The 19,266-nt window shown below is 72.0% G+C and carries 16 protein-coding genes; 10 read left to right on the plus strand and 6 right to left on the minus strand.

The window, feature by feature from the left end:
• The first annotated feature begins 14 nt into the window (after nucleotides 1–14).
• The 3 genes from ACXDC7_RS09355 to ACXDC7_RS09365 all read left to right on the plus strand — a co-directional run bounded on the left by ACXDC7_RS09355 (nucleotide 15) and on the right by ACXDC7_RS09365 (nucleotide 3,097).
• On the plus strand, nucleotides 15–2,096 hold the full coding sequence (locus ACXDC7_RS09355) for an ATP-dependent DNA helicase UvrD2 (RefSeq protein WP_459221951.1): 2,082 nt from the start codon (nucleotides 15–17) through the stop codon (nucleotides 2,094–2,096).
• A 189-nt stretch (nucleotides 2,097–2,285) separates the two neighbouring features.
• On the plus strand, nucleotides 2,286–2,624 hold the full coding sequence (locus tag ACXDC7_RS09360; protein ID WP_459221952.1) for a hypothetical protein: 339 nt from the start codon (nucleotides 2,286–2,288) through the stop codon (nucleotides 2,622–2,624).
• Between the two features lie 116 nt (nucleotides 2,625–2,740).
• Nucleotides 2,741–3,097, plus strand: a complete 357-nt coding sequence (locus ACXDC7_RS09365; protein ID WP_179443801.1) for a WhiB family transcriptional regulator — start codon at nucleotides 2,741–2,743, stop codon at nucleotides 3,095–3,097.
• Between the two features lie 102 nt (nucleotides 3,098–3,199).
• Here the strand turns inward: ACXDC7_RS09365 and ACXDC7_RS09370 are convergent, their stop codons facing one another.
• Nucleotides 3,200–4,573 carry an ABC1 kinase family protein gene (locus tag ACXDC7_RS09370; RefSeq protein ID WP_343045818.1) on the minus strand — a complete coding sequence of 458 codons (1,374 nt, stop codon included), beginning with the start codon at nucleotides 4,571–4,573 and terminating at the stop codon, nucleotides 3,200–3,202.
• Between the two features lie 3 nt (nucleotides 4,574–4,576).
• On the minus strand, nucleotides 4,577–5,407 hold the full coding sequence (locus ACXDC7_RS09375; protein ID WP_459221953.1) for a hypothetical protein: 831 nt from the start codon (nucleotides 5,405–5,407) through the stop codon (nucleotides 4,577–4,579).
• Between the two features lie 392 nt (nucleotides 5,408–5,799).
• Here ACXDC7_RS09375 and ACXDC7_RS09380 point away from each other — a divergent pair, with 392 nt between their 5' ends.
• On the plus strand, nucleotides 5,800–6,399 hold the full coding sequence (locus ACXDC7_RS09380) for a M48 metallopeptidase family protein (RefSeq protein ID WP_179443799.1): 600 nt from the start codon (nucleotides 5,800–5,802) through the stop codon (nucleotides 6,397–6,399).
• Between the two features lie 87 nt (nucleotides 6,400–6,486).
• Here the strand turns inward: ACXDC7_RS09380 and ACXDC7_RS09385 are convergent, their stop codons facing one another.
• Nucleotides 6,487–7,476 (minus strand): GlxA family transcriptional regulator, encoded by a 990-nt coding sequence (locus tag ACXDC7_RS09385; RefSeq protein ID WP_459221954.1) that lies wholly within the window; start codon nucleotides 7,474–7,476, stop codon nucleotides 6,487–6,489.
• A 71-nt stretch (nucleotides 7,477–7,547) separates the two neighbouring features.
• Here ACXDC7_RS09385 and ACXDC7_RS09390 point away from each other — a divergent pair, with 71 nt between their 5' ends.
• Nucleotides 7,548–8,516, plus strand: coding sequence for an NADP-dependent oxidoreductase (locus ACXDC7_RS09390; RefSeq protein ID WP_459221955.1), 969 nt, complete (start codon nucleotides 7,548–7,550; stop codon nucleotides 8,514–8,516).
• Here ACXDC7_RS09390 and ACXDC7_RS09395 read toward each other — a convergent pair.
• Complete coding sequence (locus ACXDC7_RS09395) at nucleotides 8,513–10,021, minus strand: zinc-dependent metalloprotease (RefSeq protein ID WP_459221956.1); 1,509 nt, start codon at nucleotides 10,019–10,021, stop codon at nucleotides 8,513–8,515. The genes ACXDC7_RS09390 and ACXDC7_RS09395 overlap by 4 nt on opposite strands.
• Before the next feature lie 124 nt (nucleotides 10,022–10,145).
• On the opposite strand from ACXDC7_RS09395, the gene ACXDC7_RS09400 reads away from it, so the two are divergent.
• The 5 genes from ACXDC7_RS09400 to ACXDC7_RS09420 all read left to right on the plus strand — a co-directional run bounded on the left by ACXDC7_RS09400 (nucleotide 10,146) and on the right by ACXDC7_RS09420 (nucleotide 16,614).
• A complete protein-coding gene (locus ACXDC7_RS09400) occupies nucleotides 10,146–10,589 on the plus strand; it encodes a molybdenum cofactor biosynthesis protein MoaE (protein WP_343045817.1) in 444 nt (147 codons plus the stop codon).
• 1 nt (nucleotide 10,590) lies between these two features.
• Nucleotides 10,591–11,640, plus strand: a complete 1,050-nt coding sequence (locus ACXDC7_RS09405; RefSeq protein ID WP_459221957.1) for a YlbL family protein — start codon at nucleotides 10,591–10,593, stop codon at nucleotides 11,638–11,640.
• Nucleotides 11,634–12,164 (plus strand): PPA1309 family protein, encoded by a 531-nt coding sequence (locus ACXDC7_RS09410; RefSeq protein ID WP_459221958.1) that lies wholly within the window; start codon nucleotides 11,634–11,636, stop codon nucleotides 12,162–12,164. Before ACXDC7_RS09405 ends, ACXDC7_RS09410 begins: the two co-directional genes overlap by 7 nt.
• A gap of 76 nt (nucleotides 12,165–12,240) precedes the next feature.
• A complete protein-coding gene (locus ACXDC7_RS09415; protein WP_459221959.1) occupies nucleotides 12,241–15,099 on the plus strand; it encodes a UPF0182 family membrane protein in 2,859 nt (952 codons plus the stop codon).
• A gap of 3 nt (nucleotides 15,100–15,102) precedes the next feature.
• On the plus strand, nucleotides 15,103–16,614 hold the full coding sequence (locus tag ACXDC7_RS09420; RefSeq protein ID WP_459221960.1) for an amidohydrolase: 1,512 nt from the start codon (nucleotides 15,103–15,105) through the stop codon (nucleotides 16,612–16,614).
• A gap of 25 nt (nucleotides 16,615–16,639) precedes the next feature.
• Here ACXDC7_RS09420 and ACXDC7_RS09425 read toward each other — a convergent pair whose 3' ends face one another.
• The gene (locus tag ACXDC7_RS09425; protein WP_459221961.1) at nucleotides 16,640–17,965 is read right to left on the minus strand and encodes a M16 family metallopeptidase; all 1,326 of its coding nucleotides are present in this window, start codon (nucleotides 17,963–17,965) and stop codon (nucleotides 16,640–16,642) included.
• Entirely contained in the window at nucleotides 17,962–19,266 is a 1,305-nt protein-coding gene (locus ACXDC7_RS09430; RefSeq protein ID WP_179443789.1) for a M16 family metallopeptidase, read from the minus strand. The genes ACXDC7_RS09425 and ACXDC7_RS09430 overlap by 4 nt, the downstream gene beginning before the upstream one ends.

Raw genomic sequence — 19,266 nt, forward strand, 5'->3', positions numbered from 1 at the left:
CTACAGTGGCCATCGTGCGTGACCAGCCGGGGTTCGACCAGTTGCCGAGTCGCGACCCCGAGCGGCTGCTGGAGGGCCTCGACCCGGAGCAGCGCGAGGTGGCGACCAGCCTGCTCGGCCCGGTCGCCGTGATCGCCGGTGCGGGCACCGGCAAGACCCGGGCGATCACCCACCGGATCGCCTACGGAGTCGCCACCGGCGCCTTCGCGCCCACCGCCGTGCTGGCGGTGACCTTCACCACCCGCGCGGCGGGCGAGCTGCGGTCGCGGTTGCGGGCGCTCGGCGTACCGGCGGTCGCGGCGCGCACCTTCCACTCCGCCGCGTTGCGCCAGGCGCAGTACTTCTGGCCCCGCGCGCGCGGCGGCGAGCTGCCGCCGGTGCATGCCAACAAGCTGCCGATCGTCGCCGAGGCAGCCTCGAGGCTGCGGATCTCCACCGACACCGCCGTGCTGCGCGACCTGTCCGCCGAGATCAGTTGGGCCAAGGTGAGCAATGTCAGCCCGGAGTCCTATGCCTCGCTCGCCGGCTCGATGGGCCGCGAGCTGGCCTCGGTGGATGCCGCGTCGGTCGCCCGGGTGCTGTCGGGCTACGAGGACGCCAAGCGCGCCCGCGGGGTGATCGACTTCGACGACATCTTGTTGTGCGCGGCCTCGCTGCTGGCCGACCATCCCGAGATCGCGGCCCAGGTGCGCGGCAGCTACCGGCACCTGGTGGTCGATGAGTACCAGGACGTCAGCCCGCTGCAGGAGGCCCTGCTCAAGCTGTGGCTCGGGACCGGCCGGGAGATCTGCGTGGTGGGCGACCCGGCCCAGACCATCCATTCCTTCGCCGGCGCCCGCGCCGACTACCTGACCGGGTTCGAGCGCCGGTATCCGGGTGCCGCGGTGCTGCGGCTGCATCGCGACTACCGCTCCACCCCGCAGGTGGTCGGGGCCGCCAATGCGCTGCTCACCCGGGCGCCGCGCTCGGCCGGGCTGGAGCCGGTACGCCTCACCGCCCAGCGTCCGCCCGGGCCCGAGGTGGCCTATGCCGGCGCGCCGGACGAGGCGGCCGAGGCCGCGGCCGTCGCGGACTGGCTGGCCGGCCTGCGCGACCGCGGCACCGACCCGCGCGAGATGGCGGTGCTGTTCCGGATCAACGCCCAGAGCCCGGCCTTCGAGGCGGCGCTGGCCGACCGCGGCCTGCCCTATGTGGTGCGTGGGGCGGAGCGGTTCTACGACCGGGCGGAGGTACGCCGGGCGCTGCACGCGGTCGCGGCGCACACCGCCGATCCCGACCGCGATGCCGTCGACGAGCTCGTCGTGGTGCTCGAGTCCACCGGCTGGAGCACCGAGCCGCCGGCCGGCTCGGGAGCCGTCCGGGAGCGATGGGAATCCCTTGCCGCATTGAAGTCCGTCGCCGAGGACCTGACCCGGGCCGACCCGTCCGCCGGCTTCGCCGAGGTGGCCGCCGAGCTCGCCCGGCGGGCGGCCGAACAGCACGCACCGGTCGCGCACGGGGTGACGGTCGGCACCATCCACGCCGCCAAGGGCCTGGAATGGGACGCCGTCGCCGTGGTCGGGGTGCACGAGGGGACGTTGCCGTTCGTGCTGGCCACCACCCCGGCCGAGGTGGCCGAGGAGCGCCGCTTGCTCTACGTCGCCCTCACCCGGGCCCGGGAGCACCTGCGGGTGTCCTGGTCGGCGGGCCCGCGGTCGCGCCGGCCGTCCCGCTTCCTCGATGGGCTGCGTCCGGCCGAGCCGGAGCAGGCGGCCAGCGGGCGTACCCGCCAGCGCCGGGCGCGGACCAGCGCGCTCGCGGCGAGCTGCCGCAGTTGCGGCGAATCGCTGGCCAGCGCGGCCGAGCGCAAGCTGGGGCGGCACGAGGCCTGCCCGTCGACCTATGACGAGGACACCCTGGAGCGGTTGCGCGAGTGGCGGCGCGGCCGCGCGGCCGCGCAGAAGCTGCCGGCGTACTGCGTGTTCACCGACGCGACCCTGATCGCGATCGCCGAGGCCCGACCCGCCGACGACGCGCAATTGCTCCGGCTGCCCGGGCTCGGCCGCTCCAAGTTGGAGAAGTATGGCGCCGAGGTGTTGGAGATCATGAACGCGTGACCGTCCGGTCGGCCATGATCATGATCAACTCCTGCCGGATCCGGGCCGTCGGAGAACTCGCCGGTTAAATCGCTTGCGGCCCCGCGTGTGCCGGTCGTAGAGTCACTCGGGATGCCTCGCCGAGGCATCCCAGCAGCCGTCCGCGGCAGGCCCACCGGCCAGCCGCCGCACCGAGAGGAGGGATGTCAGATGGACACGATCGCGATGATCGAGAACCCGGTCACGGGTAGCCGACCGGCCATGTCCACGGCGTCCCGGACTCGGTTCGCCTGCTCCCCGCGCTGGATCGCCGAGACGCTCGTCCCGGCCGCGCCGCGCGTCCGCACTCGCGTGCCCGGTGATCACCTGATCACTACCCCGATGACTGGTGATCACCTGATCACTGCCCCGATGACTGATGATCACCTGATCACCACCCCGATGACCGGTGATCAGTTGATCACCAACCCGACGACGACTGATGTCGCCCCCTACAACGGCTTTGCCACTGAGCCGTTGCGTCCGGACCGATCCCGGAGACAGGTGTAGCAGCACCGAACTCTCCAGGCCGTGGATCCGGACACCGGGTACCCACGGCCTGATTCTTTTCCACCGTGGTTTCCCGGCCAGCAGACCCCAACCAGGCCGACCACAGGAGGAAAACGATGACCGTCTTGCTGGACGAGGTGAGCCTGCAGGGATTGCCCTGCCACCTCGTTGATCCGGAGGTGTTCTTCGCCGATGCCCCGGGAGACATCGAGTACGCCAAGGGTCTGTGCACCGACTGCCCGCTGCGCACGGAATGCCTGGCCGGCGCGCTGCGCCGCGGCGAGGCGGCCGGCGTCTGGGGTGGTGAGTTGCTGGTCAACGGCGAGGTGGTCGCCCGCAAGCGGCCCCGCGGCCGTCCGCGCAAGCACCCCCGGCCGGTCGAGCCGGTGACCCGGCGCGATGTCGCCCCCAACCCGCTGCGTGGCAGCACCCTGCAGCGTCCCGCCGCGATCCGCCGAAGGCGCGCGGCCTGAACCGCAGGCCAGGTTGGGGAACCGGAACGAGGGCCCGGGTCGGGCGTACCCGAAGGTACGCCCGACCCGGGCTCGTTCGTGTCCGGAGCCGGGCGGGCGCGATCAGCGGGGCCGGTCCGAGCGCGGCGGGCGCCACTGTGGCAGGAACTCGGTCAGCACCTCGCCGAAGCGGGCGGTGACGTCGAGCTGGGCGAGCACCGCGATTCCGCCCAGCCAGACTCGGTGGATCAGCAGGTAGCTCGGCGGCAGGTTGAGCTTGGCGGCGATCCCGCCGGGCCGCGCGGCGGAATTCACCCGGCTGAACTCCGACCGCATCCACTCCCGCGAGAAGTGGAACTCCTCGACCAGGGCGGGCTCGATGAACGGGGACAGGTAGTCCAGCAGTTCGCCCGGGTCGACCTCGCGTACCCCGCGCGCGAGGAAGCCCTCGGCGGCCAGGCCGGCCAGGGTGGCGCGCGCGTCGCCGGCTGCGGCGAGCGACATCAACCGGCCCATGGCCTCCGGCAGCCCGCCCGGCATCTCGTCGACCAGCCCGAAGTCGACCGCGCCGAGCCGACCGTCGGGCAACACCTTGAAGTTCCCGGGATGCGGGTCGCCGTGCAGCAACCCGACCTCCCGCGGCCCGGCGAACAGGAAGCGGACGTAGCGCAGCCCGAGGCGATTGCGGGCCTCATGATCAAGTTCGGCGGCTCGCGAGAACGGCGTACCGTCCAACCAGTCGGAGATGATCACGTGCGGGGTGTGTTCGCGGACGGCGGGTACGCAGAACTCCGGGTGGCCGGCGAATCCCTCCGCTGCGCGCTGCTGGGCGGCGGCCTCGTTCGCATAGTCGGTTTCCTGGCCGATCTTGGCGACCAGCTCGGCCACCAGCGGCTTGATGTCCACCCCGCCGGCCAGGGGAGCGAACAGGCCCGCGACCCGGCTGAGCTGTCGCAGGTCGCTGGCCAGTGCCCGGTCGGCGCCCGGGTACTGCAGCTTCACCGCCACCGGTTTGCCGGTGTCCTTCCACACCGCCCGGTGCACCTGGCCGATCGAGGCCGCGGCCGCCGGCCGGTCGGCGAAGCTGGCGAACCGGTCGCGCCAACGGCTGCCCAGCTCGGCCGCGAGGATCGCGTGCACCCGCGAGGCCGGCATCGGCGGCGCCGAGTCCTGCAGCCGGCGCATCCGCTCGCGATACGGACCGGCGATGTCCTCGGGCAGCGCCGACTCGAAGATCGACAGCATCTGGCCGACCTTCATCGCGCCGCCCTTCAGCTCGCCGAGCACCCGGAACAACTGTTCCGCGGCCTGTTCCCGGGACAGGGCGGTGGCGGCGTCCGAATCCATCCCGCCGATCCGTCGGCCGAGCCGCCGTCCGGCGCGGGTGGCCGCGCCGGCGGGCAGTGCGAACAGCTTGGCGGTGCGGCCCAGGGCGCCGCGGCGCAGGGCGAACGAGTCAGGCTGGCCGCCGGCGCCGTCGGTCTCGTCGGGTGTCACGCCTCAATTCTGGCCGATGCCCGGTGCCGGGTCGCACCCGCAACCGCACGCAGGGTGGGCGCCGAAGCCGCGGTGCACCGGGAGCCAGTCGTGGACGGTGAGCTCGGCCATGCCGCCGAGGACCGCCGGGCGCGCGCCGGCCTGGTGGGCGAGGATGGCGGCCAGAGCGGTGCCGAAGGCCCACTCGATCAGGGCCGGCGCGGGCTCGGTCGGCAGCGCCGCGAGCCGGGCCGCGTGGGTCGGCCACGCCGGGTCGCGATCGGCGCGGGTCAGGTCGAGGCAGCGCAGACAGGGGCTGCGCCCGGGCAGCACCAGCGGGCCGACCCTGGCGCGGTCCGCACCGACGGTGATGATCAACTGCGCCAGACCGTCCCGGGTGAACGTGTCGGTGATCGCGCGGTCGACCTCCGCGGCGGCGGGGGCGAGCAATGCCAGTGTCGCGCCGGCCGGCGGGTCGGGCAGCGTGCAGGCCACCGGGTGCCGGTACGCCTCGGCGGCGACGCCAGCCGCGGCGAGGCGTGCGGCCAGTCGCTCGGCGAGCGCCTCGCCGAACACCGCGACCGGCGCCCGGGCCGGCCGCCGCGGCGCGAGGAGCCCGGCAGCGGCGAGCGCGTCGACGATCGCCGCCGTGGCCTCGCCTGGCAGCCCGCTGCGGGCCGCCAGGCTCTCGCGACGGCTGCGACCGTCGAGCACGGCCAGCAGCGGCCGGGCCCGGGCGTCGAGCAGCAGTGCCCCGGCGCCGGTGCCGACCTGCAGCACGCCGCCCGGCCGATCCAGCACGGGCGTACCCGGAGGCAGCCGGGGACGGGGCTCGGCGTCGTGATCGCTGCGCACGCCCACCATCGTTGCGCTCGGGCGGCCCTCGCGGGGGAGTTGTCCACAGGGGGCGCGCATGAGGGCAGGAAGAAGGCCCCCGGGAACATCGGTTCCGCCAGCCTTCCCCTGCAGGCGGGCCGACCATCCGGGGGCCTGTTCGGATGAACCTAGGGCCTCGGCGACCCCCGGTCAAGCGGGTCGACCGAGACGGTCGAGGGCCTTTCTCCACGGCTTGTGGACAAGGCTGTGGAAGCCGTGTGGGCTCCGGCCGCCGTCCTGTGGAGTGAGCCGGCGAAGCGGGGGACAACCTGCAGACCACCTGTCGTCATGGTCTGCTCGACTGCCGTTCAGCCGCTCGTCATCTTCGACGCAGTGCTGTCCGATGGGCAGACGATGGCAGACTGGGTGACATGTCGCGGGCCGACCAGACCGATCCCGGCCAGTCCGATCCCGAATCCGTGGCGCCCCTGCTGGGCGGCGAGGCGCCCGAGGTCGAGGTACGCCGAAGCTCGCGGCGGCGCCGGACGATCACCGCCTATCGCGACGCGGGTCGGATCGTCGTGCTGCTCCCGCAGCGCCTGTCGGTGGCGGAGGAGCGCCGCGTCGTGCCGGAGATGGTCGCCAAGGTGCTGGCCAAGGAGGAACGCTCGCGGGCTCCCGCGGCCGACCTCGCCCTGACCGGCCGGGCCGCGGAGCTGAGCCGACGCTTTCTGGCGGCCGAGGGCTCCCCGATGCCGGCAAGCGTGCGCTGGGTCGGCAACCAGAACAACCGCTGGGGCTCGTGCACCCCGGGCGCCGGGACGATCCGGCTGTCGGACCGGCTGCGGCCGATGCCCGCCTGGGTCGTCGACTACGTGCTGATGCACGAGCTGGCCCATCTTGTCGAGCGCGAGCACAACGCCCGGTTCTGGCGCCTGGTCGATGCTCTGCCGGATGCCGAACGGGCGAAGGGCTACCTCGCCGGGTGGAGCGACGCGCTCGCCCGCGGCGTACCGACCGGCGAGCGCTGAGCCCTAGCTGTGCTGCCCACTCAAGGCAGTGCGGCCGCGACTCACTCGGCGTCCAGGTCGTCGCCGGACTCCGCGGCCTCCCCGGGGTCAGGACATTGTCGACGGTTCCGGCGGGTCTGGTGTGTGGAAGGTGGTGCGGTAGGACGCGGGCGAGACTCCCAGGTTGCGCCGTAGGTGATTGCGAAGTGAGCTGGCTGATCCCATTCCGCTCGTGTGCGCTATGTCGTCGATGGTCCGGTCGGTTGTCTCCAGGAGGTTCCTGGCCAGTTCGAGTCGTTGCCGGATGATCCAAGTGGTAGCGGTCGTCCCAGTTGCGGCTCGGAATTTTCTCGTGAACGTGCGGCGGCTCATCCGAGCGTGTGCCGCCAATTGATCGACGGTGAGTGGTTCGTCGAGGCGCTCGAGTGCCCAGTCCATCGTGTCGCCGAGGTGATCTTCTGGGTGCTGAGGCACGGGCTGCTTGATGAATTGCCGTTGACCTCCGTCTCGCCAGGCAGGTACGACGCAGGTCCGTGCGGTGTCGGTGGCGATGGCACTGCCGTGGTCTTCGCGGACGACGTGCAGGAGCATGTCGATTCCGGCGGCCGCGCCGGCCGAGGTTGTGATCTCGGCCGAAGTCACAAAGAGCGCGTCGGGGTCCACGGTGATGGCGGGGAAGCTGCGCGCCAGAAGGTCTGCGGCGGCCCAGTGCGTCGTCGCGGTCCGCCCGTCCAATCGCCCTGCTGCGGCCAGGAGGAACGATCCCAGGCATACGGAGGCGATTCGTGACGCGCGGCATTCCTTGAGTGCGCGAACTATCGGCGGCATGGTGTCCGCGGCCATTTTCTTCAGACTTGTGTGCTGGGGTGAGGGTGCAACCACGACAAGGTCGGCCCGTCTCAGCAGGGACAAGTCGTGTTCCAGGGTGATGCTGAATCCTGCTGCGGTCGCAAGGGGTCCGGCTCGTTCGCTGCAATGCCGCACGGTGTAACCCGGCCGGCCGCGGGCGTCGCGGACACTGCCCAGGACACGCGTGGCGAGGCTGAGTTCGAACGGCATCACGGCCGAGTCGGCGACGACCGCGACCAGTTGAGACATGGCCCGATCCTCTCATCAACTGTCCTGTGGGCCATCGCGCCCAGGGTGGCGGATCGCCCACTGTTGACCGCATGAGCAATGACGAAATGATGAAGGCGATCCGGCGGGAGCGTCTTGGTGGCCCAGAGGTTCTGCGTATCGCGTCGGTGGCGGTGCCGTCTGTGGGCCCGTCCCAAGTGCTGGTTCGGGTCGAAGCAACGAGCCTGAACCCGACGGATTGGGTTCATCGGCGAGCTGCCGGCTTTCTGGGAGACGGCCCGAAAGTGCTGGGGTGGGATGTTGCTGGGGTCGTGGTTCGAGTCGGTCTTGGCGTCACCGTGCACCGCGTGGGTGATCGGGTGGTGGGAATGCTGCCTTACCCGTTCGGGCACGGCGCCGCAGCCGAATATGTTCGTGCCCCTGCCCGTGCCCTCGTGTCAACGCCCGCTGTACTCGGATCCGCCGATGCGGCGGCCGTGCCGCTCGTCGGTCTCACCGCCTGGCAGGCCCTGGTCGACACCGCCGGCGTACAGCCGACGAACCGAGTCCTCGTTCATGCCGCGGCGGGAGGGGTGGGACACATGGCGGTGCAGATCGCCAAGGCTCACGGCGCATACGTGATCGGCACAGCCAGCGCCTCGAACCACGCCCTTGTGCGAGACCTGGGAGCGGACGAGGTGATTGATTACCGCACGACGCGGTTGGTCGAGGCGGTCGAGAACATCGATATCGCCCTGGACACCGTAGGGGGCGATACCGCAGCTCGATCCCTGCAGGTCACGCGGTCCGGAGGCACGATCGTGTCCTTGTCGCTGAATTCCACCACTCCGCTCGGTGAGATTGCCCAACGTCGTGGTGTTCGACACGAGTTGATGCTCGTCGAAAGCGACCGTGAGGGACTGACCCAGCTCATGCGCCTTGTCGAGGCTGGGCGCCTGAGGCCGGTCGTTGATCGCCAGGTCGCCCTGTTCGACATCGATGCCGTCCGCGAAGCACACGTCTACGGTGACGCCGGACATGTGGCAGGAAAGATCATCCTGCGCGCCGAGTCGGCGGCCTAGCGGTCCTCCGCGTCGGATCCCGGCTCGTCGTCGGAGTCGAGCAGCTTGGCCAACTCGGCGTCCAGGTCGTCGCCGGACTCCGCGGCCTGCCCGCCCGGGGTGTAGCCGAGCGGATCGGCCAGGTCGGCCGTCGACGGCAACAGATCGGGGTGGGTCCAGGCCGCTTCGCGCGCGTCGGCGCCCGAACGCTGCCGCAGCACCTGCCACAGTTGGGCGGCCTCGCGGACCCGGCGCGGGCGCAACTCCAGCCCGACCAGCGTGGCGAGGGTGTCCTCGGCCGGGCCGCCCGCACCGCGGCGGCGGCGCATGGTCTCGGCCAGCGCGCCCGCCTGCGGGAGCCAGCGCTCGGCCGCCACCTCGACCACATCGTCCACCCACCCCTCGACCAGGGCGAGCAACGTCTCCAGGCGCTCCAGGATGCGCTCCTGCTCCGGTGTGCGGGCCGGCGTGAACAGGCTGTTGTCCTGCAACTGTTCGGCGATCCGCTGCAGCGTCTCCGAGTCCAGCGCGCCGCCCGTGGAGCCCATCAGCTCCTCCAGGCGTGAGGTGTCGATGGTGATCTCTCGGGCGTACGCCTCGACGAGCGCGAGCACCTGCGGCCCGAGCCAGGCCGCATGGGCGAACAGCCGCTGGCGGGCCGCCTCCCGCAGCGCCAGATAGATCACCACATCGTCGGCGCCGGACTCGAGTCCGTCGGCGAAGGCCTCGATGTTGGCCGGCAGCAGCGCGACCTCGGAGCTGGGCAACAGCGGCAGCCCGTTGTCGGTCCCGCCGAGCACCGCGCCGGCCAGCCGCCCGATCGACTGGCCCGCCTGCAACCCGAACATGTGCGCGCCGCTGGTCCGCAGCATCGGCTTGAGCATCTGCTCCATGCCGGCCAGCATCTGCGCCTCCGGCGCATCGGCCGGCAGCGACATCGTCTCGGCCATCGCATCGGCCATGCTGCTCGCCACCGGCGAGACCAGCCGCTGCCAGACCTCGAGGGTCTTCTCGATCCACTCGGCCCGACTCCAGGCCTGGGCCTGCGGCGAGGAGGCCGGCAGCGCGGTCGCCTCGTCCAGCCAGGACTGCGCCAGGCGTACCGCATCCGCCACCTGCTCGCGCCGCTGCCGTCCCGGGGTCGGATCCTCGCCCTGGCTGGCCGCCGTCTTGCGGGCGACATCGCGCACCAACTGCCAGTTCACCCCGTCCTCGCCGACGGCGCCGGGCGGCTGGGTGCCCGGCATCCGGAAGCCGATGCCGCCGCCCGGGTTCGCCATCGCGCCGCCCGCGCCCGGGGCGCCGAGGCCCATCTGGCCGAGCATCTGCTGGACCTGGGCCACCAACTGGGAAAGATCGCCGCTCGCCCCGAACTGCTGGAACAGCGCCTCGAGCGACTCCCGCTGGGCGGCCTCGGAATCCTCGCCCCGGTTCCGGTCGTCGCCCGGCTGCTCGCCACGGGCGTCGTCGGGCCGGTTCTCGTCGTCGTTGTGGTCCGGATCGGGCGGGCCGGGCTGGTCGGACATCGAAGACTCTCCTGATCGGGTCGGTCTGATCCATTCAACCCCATGGCGCAAACGCGCCGCAGGGCCGCCGGGCGACGGGCCCGGCGTGCGGGCCCGAGCCCGCCGCAACGGGTATGGTCGGCGCGTGTCAACGAGCCTTCCCGAGCGGGTCCTGGGCGTTCGCCTCGGCCCCGAACCGATCGACGTCGCGAGCGTCATCGACGCCGTCGCCGATCCGGCGTGCGGCGGGCTCGGGCTGTTCGTCGGCACGGTCCGCGACACCGACGAGGCCACCGGCCCCGGCGAGGTCACCGGCCTGACCTACACCGCGCATCCGGCTGCGGCGGACGAACTGGCCCGGGTTGCCGCCGAGGTCGCCTCCCGTCACGACGTTCGCGGCGTCGCGGTCGAGCACCGTACCGGTTCGCTGCGCGTCGGCGACATCGCCGTGGTGGTCGCCTGCGCGGCCGTGCACCGGGCCCCGGCGCTCGCCGCCTGCGCCGACCTGATCGACACCCTGAAGGAGCAGGTGCCGATCTGGAAGGAACAGACCTGGGCCGGGGGCGCATCGACCTGGCCGGGGGTCTGAGGTGACCCGCCAGACCCTGACCGCGCTGGTCTCCGCGGTCCTCTTCGTCGGCTTCGCCGTCGCGCTGGCGGTGCTGCCCGTGCCGTTCGTCGTCTACAGTCCCGGCGGCACCGTCGACGTGCTCGGCAATGCCGCCGACGGCAGCCCGGTGGTCGAGCTGAGCGATGTGCGTACCTATCCGACCGACGGCCGCCTCGACATGACCACCATCAGCGTGACCCGCGCCGATGCGGTGGTCGGGGTTCCGGAGGCGATGCTGGCCCACTTCCTGCCCAGCCGGGAGACGTTGCCCCGCAATGCGGTCTACCCGCAGGGCCGCACGGCCGATGAGGTACGCAACGACAACGAGGCGCAGATGGGGTCGTCGCAGGACAATGCGCTGGTGGCAGCCACCCTGGCCGCCGGTCAGGAGGTCCAGGACCGGCCGATGGTGACCGCGGTGACGCCGCTCAGCCCGGCCGACGGCCAACTGCAACCGGGCGACCTGTTGTACGAGATCGGCGGCGAGCATGTCGCCAATGTCGACCAGGTCAGCACACTGGTCGCCCGGCATCGCGTCGGCGACACCGTGCCGTTCAAGGTCGTGCGCGCCGGCCGCGAGTTGATCATCCCGATCGTGCTGCAGGGCGCCAACGACGATCCGACCCTGCCGATCGTCGGGATCGCCGTCGGCACCGGGTATCGCCTGACCCCGCAGGTCACCTACAACGTCGACCCGGCGATCGGCGGCCCCAGCGCCGGACTGGTCTTCGCGCTCGCGATCTACGACAAGATCACCGAGGGCCAGTTGCTCGGCGATCGGGTCGTCGCCGGGACCGGCACGATCGATGCCCGCGGCAATGTCGGACCGATCGGCGGCATCCAGGAGAAGATCGCGGCCGCCGAGGGCGCCGGCGCGACGATCTTCCTGGTGCCGTCGGAGAACTGCCCCGATGTCGCCGGCGTGCAGACCTCGATGCGGCTGGTCCAGGTGGGCACCCTGCAGGAGGCGATCACCGCCGTCGAGGATCTCGCGGTGCCCGAGCGGGCGACGGGAGTGCCGTCATGCTGACCGACCCCGACGAGCGGGTGGCCGCCCTGGCCGCGGCGCTGGTCGAACTCGAGCGGACCTGCAGCGATGCCGGATGGGACGCCCCGCCGCGGCTGTTCGCGCTGGTGCCGACCGCCGACGTGATCGCCGACGAGCCCGCCCTCGCCGAGGAGTTCGGCCTGCGCGGCGACGGTCCGCCCGGCGCCTGGACCGCGATCGAGCAGGGTGACTTCCGGCCCGGCGACGACCTCGTCGGGGCGCTGCAACGGCTGTCCTGGCCGGCCGAGGTGAAGGGCTGCGCGCTCGCCCTGGAGCGCAGCTTCCTGCCGGCCGGCGCGGAGGCCGAGCTGCCCGACGAGCCGGCCGCGGCGCAGCGAGTGGTCGCCGAGCACCCGGATCGCCAGGACATCCGCCTGGTCGTCGGTGTCACCCGCGACGGAACCGGCTACGGCGTGGGCCGGCTGGTCGCGCAGCCCGATGAGCTGCTCGGCGGACCCGACCTCGCCCCCGGGCTGGTGTCGTTGCTGGCGACTACGCTGGCCTGACCCGGATGACCGCGTCCATGAGTACCAAGATGAGCACGAACGTGAGCACCAGCATGAGCACGAGCAGGAGACATCGATGACCTCGACGGCCGCCACCGCGCCGCGCCGCCGCAATGCGCTGTTGCCCACCCTGGTCGCGCTGGTGGGCCTGGTCATCGTGGCCATGCTCGGCACGGGGGTGTGGACCGACCGGTTGTGGTATGTGAATCTCGGTTACGGGCAGGTGTTCTCCACCCAGTTGTGGACCCGGGTGGCACTGTTCGCGGGCTTCGGGCTGATCACCGCGGCGGTCGTGGTGGGCAACATCGTCCTGGCGTACCGGCTGCGGCCGGCGACCAGACAGGGCCCGGTCGCCAGCCAGTTGCTGGAGCGCTATCGCGAGGTGCTGGAGACCCGGTTCAGCCAGGCCATGATCGCGCTCGGCGGGGTGGTCGCGCTCTTCGCCGGGGCCAGCGGTGCGGGGCAGCTCACCACCTACCTGGCGTGGGTCAACAAGACCGAGTTCGGTACGCCCGATCCGCGCTTCGGGCTGGACATCTCCTTCTTCGTCTTCGATCTGCCCTGGCTGAGCTACCTGCTCGGCTTCGCGATCACCACGCTGCTCATCGCGGCGGCCGGTGCGGCGGTGATGCACTACGTGATGGGAGCCCTGCGGTTCGGTCGCGGTGCCGCCCGCTCCGGCAGCCGCGCGGCGCAGATCCAACTGTCGGTGCTGATCGGGCTCGCGGTGCTCGGCTACGGCGTCGCCCGCTGGCTCGATCGCTATGTCTATGAGCTGCAGAGCGGGCCCCTGCTGACCGGCCTGACCTACACCTCCGACACCGCCCGGATCAATGCCTCGACCATTCTCGCCGCGATCGCGGTGATCTGTGCGGTGCTGTTCTGGTCGACGATCGTGCTGGGCCGGTGGCTGTTGCCGGGCGCGGGCATGGCGCTGATGGTGGTCGCCGCGATCGTCCTCGGCGCGATCTATCCGGGGGCGGTGCAGGCGATCACCGTGGTGCCGGACGAGCCCGACAAGGAGCGCCCCTACATCGGCCAGCACATCGCCGCCACGCGGGACGCCTACGGGGTCGCCGATGTGGAGGTGCAGGACTACTCGGCCGAGACGGTCGCCGCCGCCGGGCAGTTGCGCCAGGACGCCGCGACCCTGCCGGGCATCCGGTTGATCGACCCGGCCAAGGTCGGGCCGACGTTCGAGCAACTGCAGCAGGTCAGGGCCTACTACTCGTTCCCCTCGGTGCTGGACGTCGACCGCTACCTGATCGACGGGCAGCCCACCGACACGGTCGTCGCGGTTCGCGAGCTCGACCCGAACGGGATCGAGAACCCGAGCTGGAACACCCGGGTGACCGAGTACACCCACGGCTTCGGGATGGTCGCCGCCTACGGCAACCGTCGCCAGGAGAACGGCACGCCGGAGTGGATCTCGCGCGACATCCCGCCGGTCGGCGAACTGCCCGAGACCGAGCCGCGGGTGTACTTCGGCGAGCTGAACCGCGGCTTCTCCATCGTCGGCGCGCCCGCGGGCGCGGCGCCGATCGAGCTGGACACCCCCGGCGGCGGCGAGGGCAGCACCCCGCGGCTGAACACCTACCAGGGCGCGGGCGGCGTACCGATCGGATCGATGTTCAACCGGATCCTCTATGCCATCCGCTTCGGCGACCCCAACATCTTGTTGTCGGACCGGGTCAACGAGGCATCCCAGATCATCTACGACCGCACCCCGGTGGAGCGGGTGCAGGCGGCCGCGCCGTGGCTGCAGGTCGACTCCAATGCCTATCCCGCCGTCGTCGACGGACGGATCAAGTGGATCGTCGACGGCTACACCACGACGGACAACTACCCGAACAGCCAGCGGGTCTCGCTGGAGGAGGCCACGGCCGATTCGCAGTCCGGCCGCCCGCCGGGCGCGGCGCCGACCGACACGCTGAACTACATCCGCAACTCGGTGAAGGCCGTGGTGGACGCCTATGACGGCACCGTCGATCTGTACGCCTGGGACGAGACCGACCCGATGCTGCAGACCTGGCGCAAGGCCTATCCCGACACGGTCCAGCCGCGCAGCGCGATCAGCCCCGATCTGCTGGCGCATCTGCGCTATCCCGAGGACCTGTACAAGGTCCAGCGCCAGATTCTCGGCCGCTACCACGCCACCGATCCGGCCGTGTGGTACCGGGGCAGCGACCTGTGGCAGGTGCCGACCGACCCGGTGAACGGCGCGAACACCCGCAAGGAGCCGCCCTACTACCTGTCGATCAAGTGGCCGGGAGACGACCAGGCTCACTTCAGCCTGACATCGCTCTACGTGCCGAACGGCCGGGCGAACCTGGCCGCCTACATGGCGGTCAATGCCGATGCGGCCTCGCCCGACTACGGGCAGATGCGGATCCTGCGGATGTCGGACAGCCAACAGATCGACGGCCCCGGGCAGGTGCTGAGCGCGATGAACAACGACTCCGCCGTCGCGGAGACGCTGCGCCGGTTCCAGAACGAGGGCACCGCACAGGCGAGCTACGGCAATCTGCTGACGCTGCCGGTCGGCGGCGGGCTGCTCTATGTCATGCCCGTCTACGTGCAGCGCGCCTCCGGCAGCGGCTCCTATCCGGTGCTGCAGTTCGTGGTCACCCGGTTCGGTTCGCAGGTGGCGATCGATCCGACCCTGCAGGGCGCGCTGGACAAGCTGTTCGCCGGCGACGCGGGAGCGAGCACGGGGGAGGAGGACGGGACGCGGCCGCCGGACGGCGGCGAGCCGACCGAGCCGTCGGGTCCCGCGGACAATCCCGCGGCGATCGCCGCGCTGAACCAGGCGATCACCGCCAACGAGGAGGCGGAGAAGGCGCTGCGGGCCGGCGACCTCGCGACCTACCAGCAGAAGCAGAACGAGGCGGCCGAGGCGACCCGGCGCGCACTGGATGCGCTGGGCGGGGGGTAGTCCTTGGCCGGATCGCTGATCATCCGCCGCGCGCGGCCGGTATTCCCCGACGGGGAACCGGCCGCGCCGCTGGTTGATCTTGTCCTGCGCGACGGGCGGATCGCCGCGCTCGGTCCCGCGGGATCGGTCGGGTACGCCGAAGCGGCCCCCGAGATCGACGCGGACGGCCGCTGGCTGATTCCCGGCCTGTGGGACCAGCACGTGCACCTTCGGCAATGGTCGCGGGCCGAGTCGCGGCTGGACCTGTCGGGTGCCGGCTCGGCCGCCCAGGTCTGCCGGATGCTCACCGAGCGCGGCGTCGCGGCAGGCAGCGGACCGCTGATCGCCTTCGGCCATCGCTCGGCGGTCTGGCCGGACCGAGCGAGCGTGGCCGGACTGGACGCGGTCACCGGGACCCGGCCGGTGATCCTGATCAGCGGCGATGCCCACCAGGGCTGGCTGAACAGTGCGGCGCTCCGGCTGCTGGACCTGCCATCGCGCGAGGAGGCGCTGACCGAGGACGAGTGGTTCGCCGTCTCGCCCGCGGTCGAGGCGCTCGGCGCCGGCGAGCCGGAGCAGGCGGCATATGCCCGCGCCCTGGCCGCCGCCGCGCGCCGGGGCATCGTCGGTCTGACGGACTTCGAGTTCGGCGACGGCTGGCGCACCTGGCCGGCCGCCTATGCCGGCGAGCTCGGCCGGCTCCGGATCCGGGTGGCCTGCTATGCCGACGAGCTGGACGCCGTGCTCGCCGCCGGGCTGCGTACCGGTGACCCGCTGGACCCGACGGGCCGGCTGCGGATGGGCCCGTTCAAGATCATCTCCGACGGCTCGCTGAACACCAGGACCGCCTGGTGCTGCGATCCCTATGCGGCCAATGATCATGATTCTCCCGATCATGGGCAGGCCAACCAGACCCTCGCCGAGCTGACCGAACTGCTGTCGCGCGCCCACTCCGGCGGACTGCGGGTTGCGGTGCACGCGATCGGTGACCGGGCCGCCGACGACGCCCTGACTGCCCTCGAGGCGTCGGGCGCGCGGGGCACGATCGAGCACGCCCAGTTGTTGCGACGCTCCGACATCACCCGGATGGCGCGGTTGGGGATCACTGCGAGCGTCCAGCCCGCACATCTGCTCGACGACCGGGACGTCGCCGAACAGGTGTGGCCCGGGCGTACCGACCGCTGTTTCATGTTCGGCTCGCTGGCGCGCGCCGGGGTGCCGCTGGTGCTGGGGTCGGATGCGCCGGTCGCGCCGCTCGATCCGTGGCTGGCGATGGCCGCGGCGGTCGGACGCAGCGGTGACGAGCGGCCGGCCTGGCATGCCGCGGAGGCGCTGTCGCCGCGGCAGGCGCTGGCGGCCAGCACGGGTGGCGTGGATGCGGTCGTGTCGGGCGGGCCGGCCGATCTGGTGCTGCTGGACCGCGATCCGCTGGCGCCCGCGAACGATGCCCCGGCCGCCGCGGCGGCGCTGCGGCAGATGCCGGTCGCGCTGACGGTGGTGGACGGTTCTCCGGTGGCCGGCCCGCTCGCCGGCTGAGCGCGCGGGCTGAGCGCGCGCCGGGTCAGCCGCGGGTCAGCGGCGGCAGGGCGGCATGCTCGGGCAGGTCAAGATCATCCGCTGCGCCCACCACCACGGCGCTCAGCGACTCGGGCGTGACGATCTCGCGATAGGCGGCGGTCGCCTGCTCTGCGGTGACACTGCCGAGCGCCTCGAGCTGACGGGTCAGATGATCATCGGGCAGCCCGTCCAGCACCTGCCGGACGTGCTGGTCGACCAGCGCCTCGGCGGTCGCCCACTGCAGCGGCGCGGCACCGACGTAGTAGTTGACGGCATCGGTCACCTCCGCGGTGGTGATCGGGGCGACCTCGTCGATCATCAGGCCGAGCCCGCGGGTGATCGCATCGCCGGTCACCTCCGAGCGGAACGAGCCCGACAGCGCGAACGTGCCGCCGGTCCGCAGCGGCGCCGGCGCGAGCCGGACGCCGTAGGTGTAGCCGAGCTCCTCGCGCAACAGCAGGTTGAGCCGGCTGCCGAACGAGCCGCCCATCGCGTGCAGCGCCACCCGCAGGGCGGGCCAGCGCGGATCGGAGCGGTCGATGCCGAAACCGCCGATCGACACATTCGCCTGCACCGCGCCCGGTCGGTCGATCAGGCGGTACGCCGCCGCACCGGCCGCCGCAACCGGTGGCGCCGCCGCCTCGGCGCTGCCCGACCAGCCGCCGAACGCCCGCTCGGCGAGCGCGCGCACATCGGCGCCGCCGAGGTCGCCGCCGATCACCAGCGTCGCCCGGTCCGGGGCATAGCTGCGCGCATGGCGGGCGCGGGCGGCGTCGGGGGTGATCGCGGCGACCGTGTCCGGTTCGCCGCCGACGGGCCGGGCGCCGCGGTAGCCCGGGGCGAACACGGTACGCCGGAACTCCCGCGCGGCCGTCGCGGCCGGGTTGGCCTGCTGCTGCTCGATCTCGGCCAGCCGCAGCGCGACCTGCCGGGCGAGGTCGGCATCGGCCAGCGCGGGCTCGGCGAGGGCGTCGGCGAGCAGGCCGAGCGCGTCGGCCAGCCGGGAGGCGGGTACGTCGATGCCGGCGACGACCCCGCCGAGATCCTGGTGCGCGCCGAAGCCGGCGCCGAGCAGCTCCAGCCGCTCGGCGTACCGCGTGCCCGGATCCGTGGCGGTGCCCTCGTCGAGGGTGCGGGCGATGATCGTGCCGATGCCCTCGGGATCCTCGCCGGTGAGCGGGGCGTCGATCACCACCGCGGCGCTGATCACCTGCTGCCCCGGCAGGTGCAGGATGCGCAGCGCCATGCCGTTGTCGAGCCGGTCGTGCTCGGGCAGCGGGAACCGCGGGGGGAGCGGGGCAGCCACCTCGGGCGGGCTGGTCCTGGTCATGCGACGGCCTCCTCGGTGCCCTCTTCGGCGCTGCGGTAGACGAGCGTGGCGCGGGCGGCGGGGTCCAGATGCTCCGCGGCGGCGCGCTGCACCTGCGCCGCGTCGATCGAGGCGATCGCGGCCAGCCGGCGGTTGATCTCGTCGGGATCGCCGAGCAGCGTGGCGTAGGCCGAGATCTGGTCGGCACGCGAATCGAGGGTGGCCAGCCCGTGCAGCCAGTGTCGTTCGTACTGGGCCCGGGCGCGGGTCAGCTCCTCGGCCGTCGGCCCCTCGTCCGCGAACCGGGTGAGCTCGTCGACCATGATCGACTCGATCTCGGAGATCGGCGCGTCATCACGCGCCCGGGCCGAGGCGAAGCCGAAGGAGTTGCCGCCGATCAGCCCGAGCGCGGAGGCGCCGGCGCCCTGGGCCAGCTCCTCGTCGCGGACCAGCCGGCGGTAGAGCCGAGACGTCTGACCGTCGCCGATGATCGCCATCGCCAGGTCGGCCGCGTCGAACTCGCGGCGGTCGAGCGCGGGCAACCGCCAGGCGAAGTGGACCGCGTCGGCCGGGACGTCGGCGCTCACCTCGCGCCGGGGCAGGCCCGACAGCGGCGGCAGCACGCCCGGGTCGGGCGTGGTCGGTCGGCTGCCCGCCGCGATCGGGCCGAAGTAGCGGCGTACCCGCTCCAGCGCGTCGTCGACCTCGACATCGCCGACGATGCTGAGCACCGCATTGTTCGGCATGTAGAAGCGGCGGAAGAACGCGTGCACGTCGGCCAGCTCGGCGGCGTCGAGGTCGGCCATCGAGCCGATCGTGGTGTGGCCGTAGGGATGGTCGGCGGGAAAGGTGAGCGCGACCAGGTGTTCGAGCAGGTCTCCGTAGGGCACGTTGTCGTAGCGCTGCCGCTTCTCTTCCTTCACCACCTCGCGCTGGTTGTCCAGGCTCTCCTGGGTGACCGCCTCGAGCAGCGTGCCCATTCGGTCGGCCTCCAGCCACAGCGCGCGGTCCAGCCCGCCGACCGGCAGCGCCTCGAAGTAGTTGGTCCGATCGAACCAGGTGGTGGCATTCACCGAGGCGCCGGCGGCCTGCATCAGCGAGATGTGGGTGCCCGACGCGACATTCGCCGACCCCTGGAACATCAGATGCTCGAACAGGTGCGCGAAGCCCGAGCGGCCGGGCTCCTCGTGCCGGGACCCGACGTCGTACCAGAGGTTGACCGCCACCGCGGGGACCGCGTGGTCGGGGCTGATGATCACCCGGAGCCCGTTATCGAGGCGGTGCTCGTACAGCGGATATCGGACTTCGTCGGTCGCGGCCAT

The organism is Naumannella huperziae (assembly GCF_054073625.1).